Raw genomic sequence first — 25763 nt, forward strand, 5'->3', positions numbered from 1 at the left:
AGGATTAGTTATTAATAGTTCCGTTGCATGAGTGGATCCGTTGCAACAATAAAAAAGCATAAGAATTATTACCCTCGTCATGGTAATAAAGTAAGATTTCAGTAAATGATTCTTCTGCATGTTTAGACCATTGGATTTCTTTTACCATGAAGCCAACTTTTTTTGTAGTTTTTTCTTCAGCGCTTTTTGCGTACAATAATCCCCATTGTTGAAATCTACTTCAGATTCAGCTATCTTACAAGTTAATTCAGCCTCGTCTGGTGCCCAAGGATAAAGACTCTCCTTTTGCTTGGCAAGGCATAGACGTTTTATATAGGTCTCCACTTTCGATAATCTTTCCTCATCCATGCCTTTTATCAGGTCATAGAGATATTCTTTCCGTAAATTTAATTCCATCGTTGTCATAAGATTTGTTTTTTAGGTTTCTTAAACTAGACAAAGATAGCGTATATGTTTGGATATTATGTATTTTTGCATCTAAAAAATGAGCGCATGATATTCTACTTTACAGGGACAGGAAACTCCCGTTGGGTTGCGGAAGCGTTAGGGACGGCTTTCGATGAGCCGTTGGTTTCCATTGCCGATGCGTTGAATGAGGGTAAGAATGCTTATCCATTGGGGGAGAGGGAGAAAGTGTTTTTTGTGTTCCCTGTCCATTCTTGGGGGCCGGCTGTATTGGTGCCCCGCTTTATTTCCCGGTTGATCCTGTCCGGATATAAGGGGCAAGAGGTTTATTTCGTCTGTACTTGTGGTGATGATTGTGGATATACGGATCGGATCATGCGGAGCATCTTGGCGAGGCGGGGAATTGCCGTAACCGGAGGATTCTCTATACAAATGCCGAATAATTATATCTTAATGCCCGGCTTCGACGTGGATAGTAAGGAGGTAGAGACTGAAAAACTGAAAAAAGCACCGGAACGTGTAGACGAGATCGTAGAGGCGATCCGGCAGAAGAAAAATCCCTCTTTGTATTGTGTGGGAAGTGTCCCTCTTTTGAAGAGCTATATGGTCTATCCGTTATTTACTCACTTCGCGATAGGCAGCAACCGATTTTATGCTACGGATACCTGTATCTCTTGCGGTATTTGTGCGAAGGTCTGTCCGACCGGTACGATTTCCCTGTCGGGTGACGGAAAACCGGAATGGGCTGATACTTGCGTTCAGTGCGTTGCCTGTATTCATCGTTGTCCGGTGCGTGCGATAGAATATGGGACGATCTCGTTGAAAAAGGGACGTTATCATCACCCAGAGTTTAAGTAATCAATAAATAGAATAGAGAAATGAAGCAATTTTGTATGATGGCGCTTGCCGGCCTTTTGGTGGTTGGTTGCCAAGAAGTTCCAAAAGGATATGTTATCAATGGTGAGGTAGAGAATATGCCCGACGGCAAGATTTACTTGAGGTCATTCCGTAATAAAATGTTCTTTGACGTGGATACGGCAGAGGTAAAAGACGGGAAATTCACCTTTAAGGGTGAGGTAGATCAGCCTTTACTATTCGGTTTGGCAACCGAGAGCATGAACTATCCGGTTCAACTTTTCTTGGAGAATACGGATATGAATGTCAAGATCGGGAATGACGGGGAGACCATCACCGTACGGAACTCGCCGGTGAATGATATCTTTCAAGAAAATGCGGAGAAGGTATTTGAGGAAGGGTATGATATTGACAGTTTGATCTCGAAATATCCGGATTCTCCGGCGGCGGCGTTCTATCTATATCGTTATTTTACCTACCAATTATCTTTGGATGATTTGAAGGCGACTCGTGCGAAGATTTCCCCGGCATTGGCGAATAGTCCTTATGTGAAGGACTTGGACGGTATTATCAAGCAATTAGAACACGTACAGATCGGACAAGTCGCTCCGGAGTTTTCCTTGCCGGATACTGCAGGAGTTTCTGTGTCTTTGTCGGACTTTAGGGGAAAATATGTGTTATTGGATTTTTGGGCCTCTTGGTGTCCCCCGTGTCGCAAGGAAAACCCTAACGTGGTAAATGCCTTCCAGCAATATAAGGATAAGAACTTTACGATCGTAGGTATATCCTTGGACAAGGATAAGGCTAAATGGCAGAAAGCGATCGCAGACGATCATCTGACTTGGACTCACGTTTCCGACTTGAAATATTGGGATTCTGAGATCCCTGCTCTTTATGGGGTACGGGGTATTCCGGCAAATGTGTTATTGGGTCCGAATGGGGTGATCATCGCCAAGAATATCACTGGAGAAGACTTACAGAATACCTTGAAGGAAGTGATTAAATAAGGATACGTTACAGCAAAGCCGTTGCAGTAGTATAAACAAAGGGAGTGTATTGGATTAAGCCTAATACACTCCCTTTGTTATGGATAAGTTATGACTTTTCTTTATTTAAGCGGAATAAGGGTAAAGCCCCAGTTGTATTCTCGGTTTGCGGGTAATGTATAAGCTGGTTCCGGACGTGAACCCCAGCTATCATAACCTGCTACACCTTGTTGTTTCAAGTCGACGCAAACCTCAACGAAGTCGCGAGGCGTGATATCGTTGATATGATGCTGGCGACGTAATACGTTCTTTGCTGCGGCTTCATCATGATTCGCTACTTGCTCTGGTGTGAAATTACTCCATTGACGGGATAGGCCAGTCGCTTCCTCGTCATCGAAATCCTCTATGGAATTACGCAAAGCGTTAAAACCAATCGTATTATCCGCTTGGATCAACAAGCCTTTCTTGCCGGTACTAAGTGATACCCAACGAGTGTCGGTATGATGACCGTTTTCCTGCGGGCGTACATATGGGAAATATAATTCCTCGGCTGTAGATTTATATAAGCCGACCATACTACCGGCGTTTCTATCCAAGTAGTTCTCAGCAGGTCCTCGTCCGAAATATTCCACTTGATTCATGCTTGCCGGTAAGCGGAAGCGAACACCGATACGGGGAACATTCAATTTGGAAGCCTCTTTACGGGCGGCGTCACGTCCCGGAGTGAAAGTTGCCGTGCGAGTAGATTCCGATACCTCGGTTTGGGCGGCATCCATATTCGTGGATGTGAAACGGGCGGCCACATTTACGGCTCCGCTTGGATAGATCGTATAATTAACAATGTATAGATTTCCTGCCGGCAATAAATAGTTCACGTTAACCACGGCGTTATTGCCATCCATAGTGACGGTAGCGTCTGTCACGTTGAAGTTCTTGCTGCTTTCCTTCCAGACTTGCAAGCGTTTTGGCATACCGTTTCCGTAATCGTTATCGGTCGGCGCACGCCAGAAGTTCGGTTGGATACCAAAACCCTCGCTGAAATATTCCGTACCATCCACTTTATAAGAAGTAACGATTCCTGTCTTCTTGTTAAACATGAAGTTTACCTTTGAGGAGGATGCCGATAAGTTATCTCCATTTGTCGAAACCGTTAATTTAGGGCCGCTGGTCTTAAACGTCTTCTTGGGGCTTTCGATCGGTAAGCGGAATTGATCGCAAGCGATTTCGTGTCCGATAGGGATTAACGGCTCTTTTTCTACGGTCGTTACGTTGAAGTTTACGAAATATTCCGTACCGGCTTGTGGCTTTAAGTTGCCTATGGGAACCGTAAATTCCTTAGAAGCTTGGGGTTCTATGTCCAAAGAGACTTTACCGGAGCGTACAACTTTATTATTGGCTGTTACGCTATAGTGGACCATATATTTCTTTAGGTTCGTGAAATAAAAACGGTTCGTGACGCGGAATAAACCGTTCGCTAAATCGATCGCCTCAAACCCGATATTTTGATGGGCGTATTTAACCTCTGCCATAGCGGGATGCGGGGTACGATCCGGGTTTACTATACCGTTGCAAAGGAAGTTTCCGTCACTAGGGGCGTTTACTCCATAGTCACCACCATAGGTATAATATTCACGTCCATTCTTATCTTTTTCCAAGATACCTTGGTCCACCCAGTCCCAGATGAATCCGCCTTGCAGGTTCGGGTATTTATAGATAGCTTTCCATTGATCCCATAAGTTGCCGGAAGAGTTTCCCATCGCATGTGAATACTCCGAAGGAGCTACCGGACGATCACTACCCTTACGCCCGATTTCCTCTAGCCATTCAGCGCTCGGGTATTGAGGTACGTACATATCCGTATTCCATTCCCAAAGGGCACGTTCATAGTTCACCGGACGATTCATGCTATTTATTTCCTTGTCTTTCAGATATAAATAAGTTTGATAGAAGTTGTATCCGTTTCCAGCCTCGTTTCCGAGTGACCAGAAAGTAACGCTCGGATAATTCTTGTTTCGTTCGTACATATTCATCGTACGGTCCATATGCGGGATCAGCCATTCCGGATTATTACCCAAAGTGCCGCCTTTTTTCAGGCTGTAATACATACCGTGAGACTCGATATTCGCTTCATCGTAAACATACAATCCGTATTCGTCGCAGAGTTCATAGAATTTACGGTCTTGCGGATAGTGGCATAGGCGGACAGCGTTGATATTGTTTTGCTTCATCAGCTCGAAATCCTTACGCATGAGTTCCTCGGTTACGTAATGTCCGGTTTCCGGGTTATGCTCATGAATATTGACACCCTTGAACTTAACCGGTTGCCCATTGAACAATAAGACCGTATAAGGTTTTCCGTCTTCCGCTACTTGGTCAATTTGCTTCATCTCGAACCGGCGGAAACCAACGTTGAATGGAACTACCTCGATTACCTTACCCTCTTCTTTTATCGTCATCAATAATTTGTATAGATTCGGATGCTCGGCACTCCAAGGGGCTACGTTCTTTAAATCATACTCGAAAGATACTGTTTGAGGACTTGCAGGACTTACCCATATATCATTAGCCTCGGAGGTCACAAGATTACCTTTTGCGTCCAAAAGCTCATATCCGACATTTAAATTTTTCGTTTCTTGGGTATGATTCTTTAAGTCTACCGCCAGTTTGAAGATTCCATTCGTATACGTATCGTCCAAGGTTGAGACGACACGGAAATCTTGAATACTGGCCTTGGGTTGAGACCAAAGGAATACGTCACGTTCGATACCGCTCATTCTCCAGAAATCCTGACATTCCAAATAAGAACCGGTGCTCCAACGGAATATCTTTAATGTAAGCACATTCTTTCCGGGTTGCAGGTATTTATTGATCAGGAACTCGGCGGGATTTTTGGAATCCTCGCTATAACCCACTTCTTTCCCGTTTAAATATACGTAAAGGCCGGATTTAGCTCCGCCGATGTGTAAATAAATATCCCGGTTATCCCAACTTGCGGGTATCTCGATGTCTCTGCGGTATACGCCAACCGGATTCGCTTCCGGCAATAACGGAGGTTGGGGATTTCTTGGTTTAAACTCGTAACCATGATTCGTATAAATGGCTACGCCATGTCCTTGTACTTCCCAGTTTCCGGGAACGGTTATATCATCCCATGAAGAGGTATTAACGGAAGGATCTGTGATATTTTGAGGAAGATCTTTGTAAGAGTCGACAAAGAAAAATTTCCAAGTACCGTTTAATAGGAAATAGTACGGGCTTTTCTCAAATCGAGAGGTGAGGGCGGTTTCTCGGTCCGCATAACTCATGAAGGAGCTTCTGGGTTTTTCCTTGTTTACGGCTACGACTTGAATGTCTTGCCAATAAGGTTTTACGGGTTGGGGTGAAGAACCGTCCGCATAAGCCATTCCGGAAATAAGGCAACCTAATGCTCCGGAAAGCATCATTTTTTTGATAGAGTTCATATTCATCGTATTTTATTTAGATTAGCACTGGGGAATTGAAAATTGAGAATTGAGAATTAGAAGTGACTCTACGTAATTTTCAATTCTCAATTCTCAATTTTCAATTATTTAGCTGCATAGTAAGAATATCCGTCAGCTACCTGTTGGAAAGCTAAAACACCTGCTTGGTTTAGCTCGACATTCATTTCCTTGCCATCGGGTAAATACATGACAACTTCGTCATCACCATTGAATTTTAATAATTTTGTGCTTTCTCCGTTAGCTTCTACATTCCAGCTTTGGTCAGCCTCGTTGAAAACTAAGTCAACCGCTTTCTCATCGCCTTCCTTTTGGATATGGTATCCATCAACTTTTGTTTCTACGGTATAAACGCCGTCTTTACCATCGATTGTTTTAACGTTACCTACATCCGCTACAGGATTACTTCCGCTCCAAAATTCGATAGAGTTGATCACAAGGACATCAGCCAAAGCGGAAATCTCGTAAACCGGGACAATCCAGAAAGCAATGAACACTAGCTCATTAACAAACTTACTGTCGATGCTTCTATTCCACGTTAAAAGTTTGTTTGTTAAACCAAAAGATCCTATACAGGACGAAAATAGGATACTACTTGCCACCGTAGTCGCTAGTAATAAAGTTAAGCTTTTCTTTTTCATAATTTAATAATTAGTTATTACAAGGGACGAAGATAACAACTTTTTCATGATAAATAGTGGTTATAAAGGAATAAATGGAATAAGTGCCTTAATATTAGTCAGGCTTCTATAAGTACGTAGTTCTGGCGGAACCATGGTTTAAGTAACATTATTAACATATAAACTATTGATTTTATGGAAGCTAAATTATTCGGTCTAAAAATTAATTTTGATTCGGTAGAAACTGAGTCATTTTATGTTGAGTTTCTTTCTTACTCTGACACAGTCTCTTACCTTGTTCGTAAGATTCTTTATTATTATGATTCTACGCCTATTTTGTCGTTTTCTGTTGTTCTTGTTGAAACTCCTCATCTTGGTTTTTCTCTTATGGATTCTTCTAATATTGATTTATTTAATTATTTAATACATTGATTATTATGAAACCTGTTTGGAAAGTAGTTCTTTACGTAGCGGAAGCGTTGCTTTCTGCTATTAAGGCTGTTTTTGGTGGTAAGGATAATGAGTCTAAGTGATGGAGTCTGTCTTGCCTTTAAATTGTCGTTGTCTTGAACCTCGCAAGGTTTTTAATCCTTATTCCAAGGATAGTCTTGTTGTTCCTTGTGGTCATTGTAAGGCTTGCCTCTTGAATAAGAATTCTCGGCTTGCCTTTCAATGTGACTTGGAATCTGTTTCTAATAAGTATTGCGTGTTTATCACCCTTACTTATGCTAATCGCTTTATACCTCGTTCTAATTTCATTGACACTACCGATCGCCCTTTTGGCTGTGATCTTTATGATAAGGAGACTGGTGAGTTACTCGGCGCTTGCGATATGTTAGAAGAGGATCGCCAACGTTTGTTGGATAAGTTTTATTTGTTTGGTGATGTACCTTATTTGAGAAAGTCTGATTTACAACTATTTTTTAAAAGATTTCGTTATTATGCAGGAAAAATTACAAAAGAGAAAGTGCGTTACTTTGCTGTCGGAGAGTATGGTCCCGTCCATTTCAGACCGCATTATCATGTCTTATTATACTTCAACTCTGAGACCCTCCTACAGGCATGTTCAGAGATTGTACTTTCGTCATGGAGATTTGGTCGTGTCGATTGTCAGCTCTCCAAAGGTAAGTGCTCTTCGTATGTTGCGAGTTACGTTAATAGCTCTGTGTCTGTACCCAAAGTTTTTACGTTACCTTCCACGCGTGGGTTCTGTTTACATTCTCAAAAATTGGGTCAAGGTTTTTTGCAAGGTGAACGAGAGAAAGTATACTCGCTTACCGCTTCGGAGTTTATTCAAAGAAGCGTCGTGTTCAATGGAACTTATAAGGAATTCCGTTTGTGGCGGTCGTGTTACCGTTATTTCTACCCCAAGTGTAAAGGATTCTCTGATAAATCTGCACGTGATCTTTCTTACTCTTACAGAGTCTATGCTACGGCGAAAGAATTGTTCCCTTACTGTGAGACAGCTGCGGAACTCGCGCGTGAGATAGCTTCTTGTGTTCGCCTTTTTGGTCCTTCTGTTAAGGGTCTTACTTATGATCTTCCTCTTTCTGAGGTTTCTAAAATGAATGACTTATTGTCATATTTTTATGATCCCGTTTGTGATATGGATATTGATTCAGATCTTTTCCAGCGTTGGATTAATCGTATTTATATTGAGTTATTAACTTCTAAACATTTTTTGTATTATGTTTGTGATCATCCGACTACCTACGAGATAAATCGCAAGATTCGTCTTATACAGGATTTTTATAAGCAATTGGAATATCTCCGTTTGACTGAGTTTTTTGAGAATCAATCCCAATATTACGAGTCGGATTTTGTCGGTGATGAACCTTTGCTTTCTGATCAGTATGGTAATAGTTTTGTTCCTTACTTCTATGATAATTTGAATTATTCTATGAAGTGTTATAAAGAATTGGTCGCTTATAAGTTGTTTGAGTCTAATACCTTACGGCTTGCGCAGGACCGGATTAAGCATAAGTATCTTAACGATAAGAATAAAATATTTTTCAATGAGTAACATTATGAATTTAAAGTCGTTACGTAATAAACCTTCTCGTAATGGCTTCGATCTTTCGTTTAAGCGGAATTTTACCGCTAAGGCTGGTGAGCTTCTTCCCGTTATGGTAAAGGAAGTGCTTCCCGGTGATGTCTTTAATATTGATTTGTCCTCGTTTACACGTACCCAGCCTGTTAATACCGCCGCTTTCGCTCGTATGCGTGAGTATTATGATTTCTTTTTTGTTCCTTACAATCTACTTTGGAACAAGGCTGATACGCTTTTGACCCAAATGTATGATAATCCCCAGCATGCGAATTCTTTGCTTCCAACAGACTCTTTTACTTTGAAAGGTGAGATGCCTTATATCACCTGTGAGCAAATTGCTAATTATTTTAGTGTACAGCGTTCTTTGGGTATTACTTCTTCTTCTATTAAGAATAATTATTTTGGTTATCAGCGTGGCCCTCTCTCCGCTAAGTTGTTGGAATATCTTGGATATGGCAACTTTTTTGATTATGTTGGATCTAATACTGAGAAAAATACTTGGTCTAAGAATCCTCTTATGAGTAATTTAAATCTTAACGTGTTTGGCTTGTTGGCTTATCAAAAGATTTATGCCGACTTTTTTCGTGATTCTCAATGGGAAAAAATTAGCCCTTCTACGTTTAATGTTGATTACATGACCGGTGTTGATACTTTGCAGATGGCTCTTCCTGTAGGTCAAACTCCTGATGTGAATTTTTTTAATTCTTATAATATGTTTGATCTCCGGTATTGTAATTGGCAAAAGGATTTATTCCACGGTGTTGTTCCCTCTGCGCAATATGGAGGTGGTTCTACTGTTTATCCTATTGAAGGCTATTTCACCGGTCTTGTGACTAGTGGTACTGTTGCAGGTAATACTCATTCCTCGCTTGATGTTTTGATGCTTCGTCAGTATGAGTTTTTACTGAAATGGCGTGAGATAGCTCAATCTGGTAATAAGGATTATAAGGATCAAGTTCAGAAACATTGGAATGTCTCTGTCGGTGATTACGCTTCTGAGGTTTGCCAATATCTTGGCGGTGTTAACTCGAATATTGATATCAATGAGGTTGTTAATACTAATATTACCTCTGATAATGCCGCTGATATTGCTGGTAAAGGTACCGGTGTTTCTCGTGGTAATATTCGCTTTGATTCTCGTGGTAAGTATGGTTTATTAATGTGTATTTATCATTGTTTGCCTGTCTTGGATTATACTACTGATTTTGTTGAGCCTACTTTTACTAAGGTTAATGCTACTGATTACGCTATTCCGGAATTTGATCGTATTGGTATGCAGGCTGTCCCTCTTGTTTGGGCTACGAACCCCCCCGGTAGTGTTGCCTCCGCTCCTTATATGAAGCTTGGTTACGCTCCCCGTTATATTGAATATAAGACGGCTTTTGACTCTTCTGTTGGCGCTTTTAAACGTTCTTTGAACTCTTGGGTGATGTCCTATAACAATGCTTCTCTCATTGATCAGATTGGTTCCGGTGCTACTAAACCAGAGCCTCCTTATTCCGATGTTTATGTGAATTACTCGGCTTTTAAGGTTAATCCGAACTCGGTTGATCCGATATTTGCCGTGCAAGCTGATTCAAGTGTTGACACTGATCAGTTCTTATGTAGTGCTTTCTTTGATGTGAAAGCGGTTCGTAATCTTGATGTAGATGGTTTACCTTATTAATTGATTATGTTATGTTTGCTAAAAGACGTTTAACCCCGCATGTCTATAATGCTCTTGAGAAGGGCGTTGTAGACTTGAGTAAGAGTGAGTTTTATCAACCTTCCGCAATTGATGAGTTTTTGTTCGTTAAGAATAAATCTCCCTATTCGGACTGTGATTCGGTTACTTTTACTACTGATATTACTATGCTGTTTAATCAGCAGCGTTTGGATAAGATGTCTCGTGAGGCTTTGCTTCAGCATTTTAACTCTTTTTCTGTTCAGGACTCTCGGTTCGCCGATTTGCGTGCGAAACTTTCTGATGATCAGTTGTGTTCTATTGTTAAGTCTCGTTATATTCAGACTCCTTCCGAATTGATGTCTTATAGTCAATATCTTGTTGATTCGGTTGGTCTTGAGTTGGCTTCTGTGGCTTCGTATGGTGATCCTGCTGATGATTCTGCTCCTGCTGGTGATCCTGCTCCGTCTTCTGCGGAATAAGTTTATATGTTACTTCTGATAGGGCGGTTAATACCGCCCTTTTCTTTATCAAGTTTAATTTATTTAATATTTTATATTATGGGTGTTATACAAGGTTTGACAGGGCTTGCTGGCGCTGGTATTGCCGCCGGTGCTAATACCGCCGCTACCGTTATGACTAATAACGCTAATAAGCAGATCGCTCAGATGAATAATGAGTTCAATGAGAAGATGTTGCAAAAGCAGATGAATTATAATAAGGAAATGTATCAGCAGCAGTTAGGCGATCAATGGTCTTTCTATAATGATGCTAAGGAGAATCAATGGCAGATGTATGAGGATACTAAGGAATACAATTCCGCCTCCGCTCAACGTGAACGTCTTGAGGCCGCTGGACTGAATCCCTACCTTATGATGTCTGGTGGTAACGCTGGTATCGCTACATCTAATTCTGCTCCTTCCGGCTCCGCTCCCGCTGGACAAGGTGTTAATATTCCTACCGCCTCTCCTTATGCCGCTGATTACTCCGGCTTGGCTCAAGGTGTAGGACAGGCTATTGATGCTTATAATCAGATTCGCCTCCAAAAAGCTCAACAAGGTAAGATAAGCGCTGAGGAAAATAATATCCGTATTGAAGGTAAGTATAAGGCTGCCTCAATGATCGCTGAGATCGCTAATAAGATGCAGAATACGAAGTCTCAAGCCGCTAAGACTGCTTTAGAGACTATTATGACAGGTGTTCAAAAAGACCTTATTCGTGCTCAGACGGATAAGGTTAAGGGCGAGACTACCTATAACGCTATTCTCGCTCGCGGTGCCGCTGTAGACAATCTTATGAAGTCTGAGACGCTTAAGGTGCTTCCTCAACAGCTTCGTAATTCTCTTGCTGAGCAAACCGCTAATATCGCAGTTAAGTACGCTCAACGTGATTTAACTAAGAAACAGGTTGATCATGAAGTTGAAAAAATTGTTAATACTATAGCTCAACGTGGTTTGATCGGTGCGCAAACGGATGCTACTTCTATAGCTAATAATGGTGCCGTTCAACAACAGCAGTATTTCGCTGATACCTATAAGTTTCAGAAGAATAAGTTGATTGCTGAAATGCGCAAGGCTATTTTTGATGTTCATCCTTTTGGTTCTTCCGGTCGTTTTACTCCTGCTTTTAATGGTTTATTTCATCTTTATGATATTGGCCGTGCTGCTTTTTCCGGTAAGGATTATATGTATGAATATGAATAATATTTTGTTTATTTGTGCATTATTTAATCTATTTTGTTATGATGCCTTATTTATTTGTATTATTCTCTTTGTTTGTTTTAGTTCCTCTTGTTCTCTTATGCTGGCTTATAATAGCCTTGATACGTTATTTAAATCGTAAATCTAAGTGAAACCTTAGTCACTTTCCCGAAGGGCAGCCGATTAATCTTTATTCTCGGCTGTCCTCCTTTCTTGTCCTAGTATACGAAAAGTGACAGGATTCTATTTTAAGCGTATGGAATATCGTATTAAATCGTGTCCTATTCCCTTTCATGATCTACGCGAGATATTTGAATTTCTTGTCAATCTTCCTTCAATTTACTTGTGGCAGTATCAAGGTTTGGATATTCTCTTGAATGATCGTCCTATCATGAAAATACTGATTCGGTTCGAAAATGGTACTACGTATGTCTCTTACACTACCGTTCGCCTCTTTTAGATTTAACCAAAACCAAACTTTTGAAAGTAATAACGTTTTTCTCATCGGTCGTAGACCGCAAATGTTCGACCTATTATTTTGGTAGAACTTCGGTAGAAAAGTAGCAATCTTCTTCTCTTTATATTTAGCTTTTATTAACTATATTCATATTGTTTCCTTGTTGTTTTATATCATATTTGCATAGTAGAAGTAAATATCATAGTTCTGGCGGAACTCCGTTTATTACTCATATACACTAACTTCATGTTTGAATTTCAAACCATATACCTCTTTGATGTCCATAGCTCCATACTAAAAAAGATTATGGTTGGAAAGATTGTTTGTTAAATATTTTAATAACTAGGTGGTGTTGTTTTAGATTCGTATGCAAAAAATTAGTCTTTTTTGTTTTATAATTAAAAATAGTGCTATATTTGCTGCGTCTAATGATTATAAGTTCCGCCAGAACGATGAAGAAGTGCTTTCATGGTAGTTAACCGAGGATTTATAATTATACATTAATGATTTAGAAGAGTGAATATTATAAGAAACGAGATCTAAAATAGTATGCCTTAAGTCTTATAATAGTAACAGCTATTTAATAAACAAAAAACGATTCTTATGTTGAAAATTGTAAGACCTGTCAGTTTTGTTCTATTGTCTGCAGCGTTTTGTTCCGGAGGTGTGGTTCATGCTTCTGATCGTGCGGCGATAACTCCGAGGGTAGGTATTTCCCAGCAAGAAGGTAGTTTGAAGGGAACGGTTAGTGACAGTTTTGGCCCTGTGGCCGGAGCGTCAATAGTTGTAAAAGGTACTACGAATGGTACTGTAACCGACATGAATGGTAATTTCGTGTTGGATGTGAAGAAAGGGGATGTGATCCAAGTATCCTTTATCGGTTATCTAACTCAAGAATTCAAATATAATGGAGAGCCTTCCATCAATGTATCCTTGCAGGAAGATACCCAGAAATTAGATGAGGTGATCGTTGTCGGTTATGGTACGCAACAGAAGGCGAACTTGTCGGGAGCGGTAGCCCAATTGGATAGCAAGGAGTTGACAAGCCGTCCTATCTCCAACGTGTCTTCCGGTCTTCAAGGTATGATGCCGGGTGTAACCGTTACCTCGGGTCAAGGCCGTCCGGGACAGGATGGTAGTACGATCCGTATCCGTGGTGTCGGTACTTTGAACTCTGCCAGCCCATATATCTTGATCGATGGTATCGAGAGTGGCTCTATGAATGATATCGATCCGAATGATATTGAGAGTATTTCTGTATTGAAAGACGCTTCTTCCGCCGCTATTTACGGTTCGAAGGCTTCTAATGGTGTTATCTTGATCACGACAAAACGTGGTAAGACGGGTGCTCCTCGTATCTCTTATAACGGATATGTGGGTGCCTCGAAAGCTACTTCCATGATTGATCGTGTCAGCTCAGCCGATTACGCACGTTTGTGGAATCGTTTCGAGCCGGGACGTTATAGTGACGAGGACATCCGGATGTTTGAGGATGGCTCTGATCCTTACGGACATCCTAATACGGACTGGAATGATGAGGCTTATCGGACAGGTTTGTTGCATAAGCACAATGTTAGTATTACAGGAGGTGCGGAGAACGTGAAGTATATGGCTTCGGCCGGATATTTAGGGCAGACGGGTATCCTTCCTAACTCAGATCGTAAACAGTTTAACGGACGTACGAATCTGGATATGCAGTTGACGAAGAAACTGGCTGTTCGGATGAACATGTCTTTCATCAAGAATGACTTCTCGGATCCGAATGCTAGCTATTATGGTGGTTCTTCCGACCAGATTATCCGTCAATTGAATATTATTAGTCCGATGATCCCTGTCAAGGATAAGGATGGCAAATACGGACAAACTAACGATGGTAACCCTATCGCATGGTTGGATTCCGGGCAGACGGTGGATAATTGTAACCAGAATTTTACGGGGGCACTTTCTGTTGATTATGATATTATTGATGGGCTGAAGGCTACTGTGACGGGTGCCTATGTGAACGAGGACCAACGTCATACGGAGCGAGTTCTGAGCATACCGGATGATCCGGCATCTGCGTCTCGTACCACTTCCTTGGTTGAACGTTTCGTGAATTGGAAACGTTATAATTTCGATGCTTTGCTGAATTACAGCAAGAACTTTGGTCAGCATGGCTTGAAAGTGATGGTAGGTTATCATGCGGAGAAGTATGAGGTTAGCAAGAATCAGATGCAGAGGAATAATTTCCCGAGTAATAGCCTGAATGATATGGATGCCGGTGGGGCTTCTACACAAACAAATGATGGTTTGAGCCGAGAGCTTGCCATGCTTTCCTATTTTGGGCGTATTAATTATGATTTTGCGGGAAAATATTTATTAGAGGCAAACTTCCGTGCGGATGCTTCCTCTCGTTTTGCTCCGGGACATCGTTGGGGATATTTCCCTTCTTTCTCCGGTGCTTGGCGTATCAGCGAGGAGGAGTTTATGGAAAGTACGCATGATTGGTTGAGCAGTTTGAAGATTCGTGCTTCTTGGGGTATGTTAGGTAATCAAGACGCCTTGAATAAATCGAACCCTTGGGAGAACCAATATTATCCTTGGATGCAGACTTATAATTTGGATGGTAATTATCCTATGGGAGGCAACTTGACGACGGGATATTACCAGAAAGCCTATCGTATCGAGGATTTGTCATGGGAGAAATCTACGACTTGGGGTATTGGCTTGGATGCGGTTATTAATCATGTGACTTTCACGTTTGATTACTATGATCGCAAGACTACGGATATCATCATGGAGGTACCGGTCCCGACTGAGTTTGGCTTGGATCCTTATTTCGACAACGTGGGTTCTATGCGTAACCGAGGTGTCGAGGTACAGCTAGGTTATAACAATAAGTGGAATGACTGGTCATTGAATGTGATGGGAAATATGGCCTATAATAAGAACAAGATCGAGGATTTAGGAGGTGTAGACCGTATGACAAATCCTGATGACGGTGATTTGTGGCGTTTTGTTGGAAAGCCAATCGATTCTTACTATGTATATAAGGCTGATGGCTTTTTCCAATCTGACGCGGAGGCACAACAATGGATGGATACCTATAAAGGAAAAGACGGCTACCCGTTCGGACAGGATTTCCAAGCCGGTGATTTACGTTATGTAGATACGAATGGAGATGGAAAGCTGGATGCGGATGACCGTGTATTGTCTAAGACTATCAATCCAGTTGTTACATTTGGTTTGAACTTGAATGTAGGCTATAAAGCATTTGACTTGACTTTGAACTTCACCGGTGCGGCTAATGTAGGCCGTGCGTTTACGAAAGAAGCGTTTGGTGAGTTCTCGGGTAGTGCCGGACATCCTTCTACTGCATGGCTGGATAGCTGGACACCGGAAAATACCAATGCAAGTATGCCGCGTGTAGCGGAGTCTAGAAAATCTCCGAGTGAGGCTTCTAACGTGATGTCTGATTTCTGGGTAATTAATACCAGTTACCTGCGTCTGAAGACATTGCAATTGGGATATACGCTTCCAAAGAGTGTGCTGAACGCTATCGGTTTGTCGAATGTACGTGTTTATTATTCTGCGGAGAATTTGTTTACGATAGATTCTATGCCATTGAACGTAGACCCGGAGACGGTTAGTTCCCGTTTGTCTAGCTACCCATTAGTGATGACAAATTCTTTTGGCGTAAATGTGACATTCTAATTAGTTAAGACCATTTAAATAGAAGATTTTATGAAACGATTATCAATATATATGTTGGCGGCTGGTATGGCTGCGTTATCTACTTCGTGTTCGGATTTTCTGGATACGGTGCCTAAGGATCAGTTGGCTCCTTCTACCACATGGCAGACAGAGGCGGATGCGAAGGGCTTCATAGTAGGCTGTTATAAGGATTTGCTAGATGGAAATACGTTGCTTTATCTGGATTGTGGCTCAGATATAGGCTATAATAATTTCCCTTGGGAAGGATTCCGCCCGTGGGGGGATGGGTCATTGTCTAGTTCTAATCCTGGGCAGATCCTTTATGATTACAAGTCGATTCGTAAGGCGAATACATTCTTGGAGAATGTAGACAAGGTGACGTTTTCTAGTGACGCTGTAAAAGCTAATTATGTGGCTCAAGCTAAAGCGATCCGTGCTTATAAGTATTTCTTGATGAATTGGTGGTATGGTGGTGTGCCTATTATTAGTTCTTATTCAAGTGCGGACGAGGCTAAAGTGGAACGTAATACGGAACAAGAGGTACGCGATTATATAGCTAAGGATTTAGACGAGGCCTTAGCTGGGATTGCGGAGGCTCCGGAGGCTCGTGGCTATATCGCTAAAGGTGCTGTTTTAGCTATCAAGATGCGTGAGGCTTTGTATTATGGTGATTGGCAAAAGGCAAAAGACGCAGCTAAGGCAATCATTGATTTGAAGCAGTATGAGTTGGATCCGGATTATACGAATCTTTTTAAGGTATCGGGAGTGGATTCTAAAGAGATAATCCTAGCGGATCAGAATATTGAGACGTTGGACGGATTGGGAACCATCGGGCAAATGTATAATAATGTTGACCAAGGTTGGTCTTCTATCGTCCCGACCCAGAATTTGGTGGATATGTATGAAATGTCAGATGGATTGACGAAAGAAGAGTCGAAGACTTATGACGCAAAGCATCCGTTCGCGAATCGCGACCCTCGTATGGCCATGACCATTTTATATCCGGGACGTGACTGGAGAGGTGATGTCTTGAATACTTTGGATGAGAAACTTCAAGATGGTACTGTCAACAAGAACTTCCCGACTTATACAGATAATGCTTCCAAGAGTGCTTTGACTTGGGCGAAATACTTGGATCCGATGGATCAATATGGAGATGTTTGGAGTTCGGGAGCTTGTCCGATCGTATTCCGTTATGCGGAGGTTCTATTGACGTATGCGGAGGCCGCGAATGAGCTGAGCGGTCCTTCTGATGAGATCTATGGTTATTTGAACCAGATCCGCCAGCGTGTAGGAATGGGGGAAGTGGATAAGGCTAAATATGGGACGAAGGATAAACTTCGTGAATTGATCCGTCGTGAGCGTACGGTAGAGTTGGCCGGCGAAGGCTTGCGCCGTGCGGACATCGTCCGTTGGCAGGAAGATGGAAAGATGCTTGCCGAGAAAGTCATGAATGGTGATTTGTTACGTGTTACAGGAACGATTAATTATGGGGAGTCTGAGCCTACTAAACGTGCGGAAATCACGGGTACGGCTGTTATTGAGACTCGCCAGTTCTCTTCTCGTAACCGTTACTTGCCGATTCCTCAAACAAGCATGGATAAGAATCCAAACTTGAAACAGAATCCGGGGTATTAGTTTCCTATGAGATGTTAGATAAAAAGGGGGGGAAGGCCGAGAGGTTCTCCCCTTTTTTAGTTACATTTGGCGAATATTGAGATTGTATGTCTCATGTGCTTAAGTATATAAATTGATTCCGTTATGAAAAAGAAACTGATAGTTTTTGCCTGCTTTCTTCTCGTATCCTTGTCTTGTTTGCCGCAGTTGCCTGTACGGTTGAACGAGCGTTCGGTGGTGCTAAATACGTCTACCGGGGCATTAAAAGGGAAGATGGTAACTCCCAATCAGGAGTCCGGTTATCCTGTGGTATTGATTATACCCGGTTCCGGCCCTACGGATATGGACGGGAACTCCGCCGCCTTGCCGGGTAAGAATAACTCCCTTAAATACTTGGCGGAAGGGCTAGCGGGAAAAGGTATCGCTTCCTTGCGGTATGACAAACGGGGTATCGCCTCCAGCGCCTCAGCGGGAAAGGATGAGTATTCCATGCGTTTCGAGGACGGGATCAAGGACGCACGAGGCTGGATCGATTATTTGAGCCGGGATAAACGTATTTCCGGAATCTATGTGTTGGGGCATAGCGAGGGAGCGTTGGTCGGTATGGCGGCTTCGGTGGATAACCCGAAAGTGAAAGGATACATTTCGGTGGCGGGTGCGGGGCGTCCGGCCTATGAGATCGTGGAGGAGCAAATGGAGGGTCAGCCGGAAGTGATCCGGGACATGGTAAAGTCGATAAATGCGTCCTTGAAGGAAGGGAAGCTCGTACCGGACGTGCCGATCGGCTTACAATCCTTGTTCCGTTCGTCGGTACAGCCTTATATGATCTCATGGTATACGTATAATCCGCAAGAAATCATCAAAAAATTAAAAGTGCCGGTGTTGATCTTACAAGGGGATAAGGATATGCAAGTATCCGTAAAAGATGCCGAACTATTGAAGCAAGCCCAGCCTTCGGCGGATTATCATTTGATTGGAAATATGAACCATCTGATGAAGACCTGCGATACGATGGACCAGCAGAGGCAAATGGCTACCTATACCGATCCCGCCCTTCCGTTGCATAAGGATGTGCTGATATTAATTGAAAAGTTTGTGAGTAAACCTTGAACTGTTGTATCTTTGCGGTCATAAATTAAAGAGACAGTATGATTTCGGTTGAAGGACTAACAGTTGAGTTTGGCGGTTTTACGCTTTTTGATGACATTTCATTTGTAGTAAACAAGAAGGATCGTATAGCCTTGGTAGGTAAGAACGGTGCGGGTAAATCGACGATGTTGAAGATATTCGCCGGTTTGCAATCACCCACTTCCGGAACTGTTAGCGTACCGAAAGATGTTACTATCGGGTATTTGCCCCAGCACATGCAATTAGTTGATACCCGTACGGTGCGGGAGGAGGCGGAATGCGCTTTCGAGCATATCCATGAGATGGAGGAGGAGATCAACCGCTTGAATACCCAATTGGCGGAGCGTACGGATTATGACTCCGAGAGCTATCAAAAGCTGATCGATCGTGTCACGTACCTATCCGAGCATTTCCAGATGATGGGAGGAAACAACTACCATGCGGAGTTGGAGCGTACATTGGTCGGATTAGGCTTTAGCCGTAGCGATTTCGACCGCCCGACGTCTGAGTTCAGCGGAGGCTGGCGTATGCGTATCGAGCTGGCAAAGCTCTTACTCCGGCAACCGGACGTGTTGTTGCTGGACGAGCCGACGAATCATCTGGATATAGAATCCATCCAATGGCTGGAGAACTTTATCGCTACCCGTGCCAACGCCGTGATCTTAGTCTCGCACGACCGTGCCTTTATTGATAATACGACTTTCCGCACCTTGGAGATCGAATTAGGCAAGGTCTACGATTATAAAGTGAAATATTCGGAGTACGTCGTACTTCGCCAAGAACGCCGTGAGCAGCAGCAGCGCGCTTATGAGAACCAACAAAAGAAATTGGCCGATACCGAGGCGTTTATCGAGCGTTTTCGTTATAAAGCCACGAAGTCCGTACAGGTACAATCCCGCATCAAGCAATTGGAGAAGGTGGAACGTATCGAGGTAGACGATGTGGATACAGCCATGCTGCGGCTGAAATTCCCGCCCGCTCCCCGTTCCGGCTCCTATCCGGTGATTTGTGAGGAGGTGGCGAAGCGTTATGGCGATCATCTGATCTTCGACCATGTGACCTTGACGATCAACCGGGGCGATAAAGTAGCTTTCGTCGGAAAGAACGGCGAGGGTAAATCTACCTTGGTGAAATGTATCATGGGAGAGATTGCCGATTTCACCGGAAAGCTCCAATTAGGTCATAACGTGAAGATCGGTTACTTCGCCCAGAACCAAGCGCAACTATTGAACGAGAATCTTACCGTTTTTGATACGATCGATTACGTAGCGCAAGGAGATATCCGCTTGAAGATACGGGATATCCTAGGCGCTTTCATGTTTGGTGGCGAGGCTTCCGATAAGAAGGTGAAAGTCCTGTCGGGTGGCGAGCGTACCCGTTTGGCGATGATCCGCTTGTTATTGGAACCAGTCAACCTGCTGATTCTCGATGAACCAACGAACCACTTGGATATGCGTTCGAAAGACGTGCTGAAAGATGCCTTGAAAGAATTCGACGGCACGGTGATCGTGGTTTCTCACGACCGTGAGTTCTTGGATGGCCTAGTCGATAAGGTCTATGAGTTCGGTAACCAGAAAGTCGTCGAGCACTTAGGCGGCATCTATAATTTCTTGGAGCATAAGAAAATGGATAGCTTGCGTGAATTGGAACGTTCTACCGGGACGAGCACTTCCACATCCGGTACCGGTGAGGCTCAGGTATCTCAAAACAAGCTCTCCTATGAGGCAAGGAAGGAACTGAGTAAAGCGATTAAGAAAGCGGAGAAAGCAGTTGCCGAGGCCGAGGCCCGTATCTCGGAGCTTGAGAATGGCATTGCCGTTATCGAGGCGAAGCTGGCTACGCCGGAAGGTGCCTCCGACGCTTCTCTCTACGGTGAATATTCTGCCCTAAAAAAAGAACTTTCCGATGCGATGGATCTATGGACCGAACGGACAATGGAGTTGGAAGAGCTGAATACACAGGATTCATGAAAAGGCTGCTAGTCAGTGAAAGACTGCTTATCTGATCTTTTTGATCCAAATACTCCTGTTTTCGTGACAAGCGCTTGCCGTTGATGACGCAAAATAGCGGAAGGGAGAGTACGAGAGCTGGCTTTTAAAGGGGGAGAATATCCCTTTTCTCATGCGTGATAGGCTGCGTTGGGCTACGCCAGTACTGCCATCGGCCGATGCGTATGCCGCCGTTGGGCATCGTGACTACTCAAGAATAGGGTTATGACTACTCGTGAATAGGCATTCTTACCCTGCTAGAACCCTATTGTAACCCTATAAATGATACCAATCTTTCCCTTTGATATGAATTAGGATGAATTGATTTCGCTAGAATAAAAGGCTCTTTTTGGGTATAGAGTTGGCTATTAGTTGTTTGCTGAAATTTTCTTTCGGATTTGGAGGCGAGCAGTACTTAGGCCCGGAATATTCGGTTCTCCGGAGGTTCGGATTACAAAGTGTCATTTTGATTATTCCTTGAAAATAACCTTTAATAGCTTACTCGTTTTAAAAAGAAAGTCCTTAACTTTGCTATCCAAAAAAACGCGAAAGCTTAAAGCACATATCATGTTAACACAGATCATTAATGGAAAGATTCTTACCCCGCAAGGCTGGCTGAAAGACGGCTCGGTACTGATAAGCGACGGTAAGATTTTAGAAGTAACAAACTGCGACTTAGCGGTAGTAGGGGCAACCTTGATAGACGCCAAAGGTATGTATATCGTCCCCGGGGGTGTGGAAATTCACGTGCACGGAGGTGGAGGCCGTGATTTTATGGAAGGTACCGAGGAAGCTTTCCGTGCGGCGGTAGCCACGCACATGAAACACGGTACGACGAGTATCTTCCCCACCTTATCCTCTTCTACCATCCCGATGATCCGTGCCGCTGCCGAGACCACCGAGAAACTGATGGCCGAGAAAGATAGCCCGGTTCTGGGGCTTCACTTAGAAGGACATTATTTCAACATGAAAATGGCCGGTGGCCAAATCCCGGAGAACATCAAGAATCCCGATCCCGAGGAATATATCCCTCTGTTGGAGGAAACGCATTGCATCAAGCGCTGGGACGCCGCTCCGGAACTTCCGGGAGCGATGCAGTTCGGTAAATATATCACCTCGAAAGGCGTACTCGCCTCGGTAGGGCATACCCAAGCCGAGTTTGAGGATATCTTGACCGCTTATGAGGTAGGTTATACCCACGCCACCCATTTCTATAACGCCATGCCGGGCTTCCATAAACGCCGCGAGTATAAGTATGAGGGAACGGTGGAAAGCATCTATCTGCTCGATGATATGACCGTCGAGGTCGTTGCGGATGGTATCCATGTGCCGCCTACGATCCTTCGTCTGGTCTATAAGATAAAAGGTGTGGAACGCACTTGTCTGATCACGGATGCCTTGGCTTGCGCCGCCAGTGATAGCCAAGTCGCTTTCGATCCCCGTGTCATCATCGAGGATGGCGTGTGTAAGTTGGCCGACCGCTCGGCCTTGGCGGGTAGTGTCGCCACGATGGACCGCTTGATCCGTACGATGGTGCAAAAGGCCGAGATTCCCTTGGAGGATGCCGTGCGTATGGCCTCGGAGACTCCCGCCCGTATCATGGGCGTATCCGATCGCAAGGGAACCTTGCAGCGGGGCAAAGACGCCGATATCGTTTTGTTGGACCGTGACTTGAATGTCCGTGCGGTTTGGGCGATGGGTAAGTTGGTTGAAGGTACGAATAAACTATTCTAAACAAGAACGATTATGTTGACACAGATTATAAATGGCCATATCCTTACGCCGCAAGGATGGATGAAGGATGGTTCCGTATTGATTAGCGACGGGAAGATCTTAGAGGTTACAAATAGCGATTTAGCGGTGATTGGCGCCAAGGTGGTGGATGCGAAAGGCATGTCTATCGTCCCGGGCTTTGTCGCCATGAATATCCATGGCGGTGGGGGCTTCGACTTCTCCGAATGTACGGAAGAGGCTTTCCATGGTGCGGTAGCTGCTCATCAGAAACATGGGGCCACGACGATATTCCCTACCGTGTTGGCTCCAGAAATCGGGGTGATCGATAAGGCGGTAACTGTATGCGAGGAGATGATGAGGAAAAAAGACGGTCCTATCTTAGGATTGCACATTGAGGGACCGTATTTGAATCCGAAGATGGCGGCGAGTTTATTTATCGATAAGGAGAATCCCGCCGACCCGAAAGAGTATAAAGAGATATTGGAACGTACGGATTGCATCAAGCGTTGGGATTCCAGCCCGGAGATACCGGGTGCGCTTGAGTTCGCCCAATACTTGAAGTCGAGGGGAATCCTATCCGCTATCTCGCATACGGAAGCGGAGTTTGATGATATTAAGACCGCTTACAATGCCGGTTTCACGCATGCGGCTCATTTCTATAACGCTATGCCCGGTTTCCATAAGCGTCGTGAATATAAGTACGAGGGAACGGTGGAAAGTGTTTTCTTGATGGACGATATGACGGTAGAGGTGATCGCTGACGGGCGTCATTTACCCTCTACGATTCTCCGATTGGTCTATAAGCTGAAAGGAGTGGAACGTACTTGCTTGGTTACGGATGCTCTTTCTTGCGCAGCCAACGAGGGTAAGCCGTTATCCGATCCCCGCATTATCATTGAGGATGGCGTATGCAAGTTGGCGGATCATTCCTCATTGGTGGGAAGTATCGCCACGATGGACGTACTGGTACGTACGATGGTGCAGAAGGCCGATATTCCTTTGGCCGACGCTGTCCGTATGGCTTCCGAGACTCCGGCCCGCCTGATGGGGGTAAGCGATCGCACCGGAACCTTGCAAAGAGGGAAGGACGCGGATATCGTGATCTTGGATCGTAAGTTGAATGTGCGTGCGGTATGGAGCATGGGAAACTTAGTTCCGGAGACAAATACATTGGTCTAAGCTCGTTAATAATATAAGGAAGGGACTGTCTTGGCTGGCCGGGACGGTTCTTTTTTATTTTTAGGCGATATAGATCAAACCTTTCGGCTAATAAATTTGTTCTATCAACGTATGGCGAAATCAGTACTTATTTCATATATTTGTGATTCAAGTAAGATTGTAATACTAAATCAATAATTAAACATGAAAACGAACCTTAGTTCTCAAATTACTCTGACGCGTATACCGTTGCGGTATTATCGCCCGGAAAATGCTTTCGAGCATTCAGTTTTAACTCGTTTGGAAAAGATTCCGACAAACATTTACGAATCGGCCGAGGAAGGTTCTTTCGCTATCGCTAAAGAGATAGCAACACAAATCCGTAAAAAACAAGATATTGGTAAGCCCTTCGTGATCGCTTTACCCGGCGGACGTTCTCCGCTAAGCGTTTACAAGGAGTTGATCCGTATGCATAAAGAGGAGAATTTAAGTTTCCGCAACGTGATTGCTTTCGTGGAATATGAGTTCTATCCATTGGCTAATCCCAGCGCCGGAAATCTGGCTCGCCTAAAAGAGGAGTTATTCGATCAGGTCGATATCGATCCTGCGAATATCTATTGCCCGGACGGAAGCATGCCGAAAGACGCTATCCTAGATTTCTGTCGCCAGTATGAGGAGACGATCCAATCCGTGGGAGGTATCGATTGCATGTTGCTTGGTATCGGTAACTCCAGCAATATCATGTTCAACGTGGGTGGAACGACGATCAGCTCGCGTACCCGTATGGTCTTGTTGGAAGGCGCTTCCCGCAAAGAGGCTGCCCGTACGTTCCCTTCGCAGGAGAATGTCCCGGCAGGTATCATCACGATGGGTATCTCTACGATGATGAACGCCCGCAGCGTGATCTTGATGGCTTGGGGCGAGGATAAGGCTAGCATTGTCGCTAAGACCGTTGAAGGCAAGGTTAGCGATGCCGTTCCTTCCAGCTATTTGCAGAATCATCCGAACGCCAAGGTCGTGATCGATCTTTCAGCCGCTTACGACTTGACTCGTATCAGCCATCCTTGGTTGGTGACTAGCTGCGAGTGGGATAATAAGTTGATCCGCCGTGCGATCGTTTGGTTGTGTCAGTTGACGGACAAACCGATCTTGAAATTGACAAACAAGGATTATAGCGAGCACGGATTGGGTGAGTTGTTAGCCCTGTATGGTTCGGCGTATAATGTAAATATCAAGATATTCAATGATATCCAGCATACGATTACCGGATGGCCGGGTGGTAAACCGAACGCCGACGATTCCAATCGTCCGGAGCGTGCTAACCCGTATCCGAAGAAAGTGATCGTATTCAGTCCGCACCCGGATGATGACGTGATCTCCATGGGCGGTACCTTGCGCCGTTTGTGCGACCAACATCATGATGTGCATGTGGCTTACGAGACTTCCGGTAATATTGCCGTAGGCGACGAGGAGGTAATCCGTTATTGCGAGTATTTGCGTGATGTATGTGAGAAATACTCTCCCGACTCGGCCGTAAAGGATAAAGCGAACGAGATCATCAACTACCTGCGTTACGAGAAGGTGGAGAACGGCGAGCCGGAGAGAAAGGATGTCCTCTTTATGAAAGGAACGATCCGTCGTGAGGAAGCCCGTCACGGTTGCCGCTACTCGGGCGTGAAGGACGATCATGTTCATTTCTTGGATCTTCCGTTCTACGAGACCGGATTAGTGAAAAAGAATGATTTGAGTGAGGCCGACAAGGATATCGTAAAGGCGCTGTTGCTCGAGATCAAGCCGGATCAAATGTTTGTCGCCGGTGACTTGGCTGACCCGCACGGAACTCACAAGGTTTGTCTGGATGCCGTACTGGCCGCTATCGACGAGGTGAAAGACGAGGAATGGATGAAGAACTGCCGTGTATGGATGTATCGCGGCGCATGGGCAGAATGGGAAATGGACCATATCGAGATGGCCGTACCTATCAGTCCGGAGGAGTTGCGCTTCAAACGTAACGCTATCTTGAAGCATCAATCGCAGGCCGAGAGCGCTCCGTATCTGGGTGACGACGAGCGTTTGTTCTGGCAGCGTGCCGAAGATCGCAACCGTGCTACCGCGGAGTTGTATCGCCAATTAGGTTTGGCTTCTTATGAGGCGATCGAGGCGTTTGTACAATATATCCCGTTGAGATAATATCTAGCGATAGAATAATCTGAAAGCCCTATCTGATTAA

General features: G+C 44.1%; 17 protein-coding genes. 14 read left to right on the forward strand and 3 right to left on the reverse strand.

Annotated features, from left to right (window positions below):
- Positions 1 to 141: 141 nt before the first annotated feature.
- On the reverse strand, positions 142 to 405 hold the full coding sequence (locus ACYIA1_RS02355) for a hypothetical protein (protein ID WP_008774097.1): 264 nt from the start codon (positions 403 to 405) through the stop codon (positions 142 to 144).
- Between the two features lie 87 nt (positions 406 to 492).
- Between ACYIA1_RS02355 and ACYIA1_RS02360 the strand changes: the two genes are divergently transcribed.
- Both ACYIA1_RS02360 and ACYIA1_RS02365 read left to right on the forward strand, forming a co-directional pair.
- On the forward strand, positions 493 to 1263 hold the full coding sequence (locus ACYIA1_RS02360) for an EFR1 family ferrodoxin (RefSeq protein WP_480334254.1): 771 nt from the start codon (positions 493 to 495) through the stop codon (positions 1261 to 1263).
- A gap of 20 nt (positions 1264 to 1283) precedes the next feature.
- Positions 1284 to 2267, forward strand: coding sequence for a TlpA disulfide reductase family protein (locus ACYIA1_RS02365; protein WP_036631158.1), 984 nt, complete (start codon positions 1284 to 1286; stop codon positions 2265 to 2267).
- 101 nt (positions 2268 to 2368) lie between these two features.
- Here ACYIA1_RS02365 and ACYIA1_RS02370 read toward each other — a convergent pair whose 3' ends face one another.
- Both ACYIA1_RS02370 and ACYIA1_RS02375 read right to left on the reverse strand, forming a co-directional pair.
- On the reverse strand, positions 2369 to 5707 hold the full coding sequence (locus tag ACYIA1_RS02370; protein ID WP_480334257.1) for a glycoside hydrolase family 2 TIM barrel-domain containing protein: 3339 nt from the start codon (positions 5705 to 5707) through the stop codon (positions 2369 to 2371).
- A gap of 104 nt (positions 5708 to 5811) precedes the next feature.
- Positions 5812 to 6366 carry a DUF3332 domain-containing protein gene (locus ACYIA1_RS02375; protein ID WP_005861730.1) on the reverse strand — a complete coding sequence of 185 codons (555 nt, stop codon included), beginning with the start codon at positions 6364 to 6366 and terminating at the stop codon, positions 5812 to 5814.
- Between the two features lie 174 nt (positions 6367 to 6540).
- On the opposite strand from ACYIA1_RS02375, the gene ACYIA1_RS02380 reads away from it, so the two are divergent.
- The 12 genes from ACYIA1_RS02380 (at position 6541) to ACYIA1_RS02435 (ending at position 25723) form a co-directional block, all read left to right on the forward strand.
- Positions 6541 to 6777, forward strand: a complete 237-nt coding sequence (locus ACYIA1_RS02380; RefSeq protein WP_480334259.1) for a hypothetical protein — start codon at positions 6541 to 6543, stop codon at positions 6775 to 6777.
- A 100-nt stretch (positions 6778 to 6877) separates the two neighbouring features.
- On the forward strand, positions 6878 to 8368 hold the full coding sequence (locus ACYIA1_RS02385; RefSeq protein WP_480334261.1) for a rolling circle replication-associated protein: 1491 nt from the start codon (positions 6878 to 6880) through the stop codon (positions 8366 to 8368).
- Positions 8361 to 10061: a major capsid protein gene (locus ACYIA1_RS02390; RefSeq protein WP_480334263.1), complete on the forward strand. Its 1701-nt coding sequence runs from the start codon at positions 8361 to 8363 to the stop codon at positions 10059 to 10061. The genes ACYIA1_RS02385 and ACYIA1_RS02390 overlap by 8 nt, the downstream gene beginning before the upstream one ends.
- A gap of 11 nt (positions 10062 to 10072) precedes the next feature.
- Entirely contained in the window at positions 10073 to 10540 is a 468-nt protein-coding gene (locus tag ACYIA1_RS02395; protein ID WP_480334264.1) for a hypothetical protein, read from the forward strand.
- A 78-nt stretch (positions 10541 to 10618) separates the two neighbouring features.
- Complete coding sequence (locus ACYIA1_RS02400; RefSeq protein WP_480334266.1) at positions 10619 to 11761, forward strand: hypothetical protein; 1143 nt, start codon at positions 10619 to 10621, stop codon at positions 11759 to 11761.
- Positions 11762 to 12818: 1057 nt separating this feature from the next.
- Positions 12819 to 15908 (forward strand): SusC/RagA family TonB-linked outer membrane protein, encoded by a 3090-nt coding sequence (locus ACYIA1_RS02405; RefSeq protein ID WP_005865885.1) that lies wholly within the window; start codon positions 12819 to 12821, stop codon positions 15906 to 15908.
- A 30-nt stretch (positions 15909 to 15938) separates the two neighbouring features.
- Positions 15939 to 17546 (forward strand): RagB/SusD family nutrient uptake outer membrane protein, encoded by a 1608-nt coding sequence (locus ACYIA1_RS02410; RefSeq protein ID WP_005861734.1) that lies wholly within the window; start codon positions 15939 to 15941, stop codon positions 17544 to 17546.
- Between the two features lie 123 nt (positions 17547 to 17669).
- Positions 17670 to 18635: an alpha/beta hydrolase gene (locus ACYIA1_RS02415; RefSeq protein ID WP_211737248.1), complete on the forward strand. Its 966-nt coding sequence runs from the start codon at positions 17670 to 17672 to the stop codon at positions 18633 to 18635.
- Positions 18636 to 18673: 38 nt separating this feature from the next.
- Complete coding sequence (locus tag ACYIA1_RS02420; protein ID WP_057326374.1) at positions 18674 to 20623, forward strand: ABC-F family ATP-binding cassette domain-containing protein; 1950 nt, start codon at positions 18674 to 18676, stop codon at positions 20621 to 20623.
- A gap of 585 nt (positions 20624 to 21208) precedes the next feature.
- The gene (gene nagA / locus ACYIA1_RS02425; RefSeq protein WP_008774091.1) at positions 21209 to 22375 is read left to right on the forward strand and encodes an N-acetylglucosamine-6-phosphate deacetylase; all 1167 of its coding nucleotides are present in this window, start codon (positions 21209 to 21211) and stop codon (positions 22373 to 22375) included.
- Between the two features lie 12 nt (positions 22376 to 22387).
- Positions 22388 to 23554: an N-acetylglucosamine-6-phosphate deacetylase gene (nagA, locus tag ACYIA1_RS02430; RefSeq protein WP_005865895.1), complete on the forward strand. Its 1167-nt coding sequence runs from the start codon at positions 22388 to 22390 to the stop codon at positions 23552 to 23554.
- 183 nt (positions 23555 to 23737) lie between these two features.
- The gene (locus ACYIA1_RS02435) at positions 23738 to 25723 is read left to right on the forward strand and encodes a glucosamine-6-phosphate deaminase (RefSeq protein WP_005865897.1); all 1986 of its coding nucleotides are present in this window, start codon (positions 23738 to 23740) and stop codon (positions 25721 to 25723) included.
- Positions 25724 to 25763: the final 40 nt, after the last annotated feature.

It is taken from the genome of Parabacteroides sp. KHUB-02 (assembly GCF_056640955.1).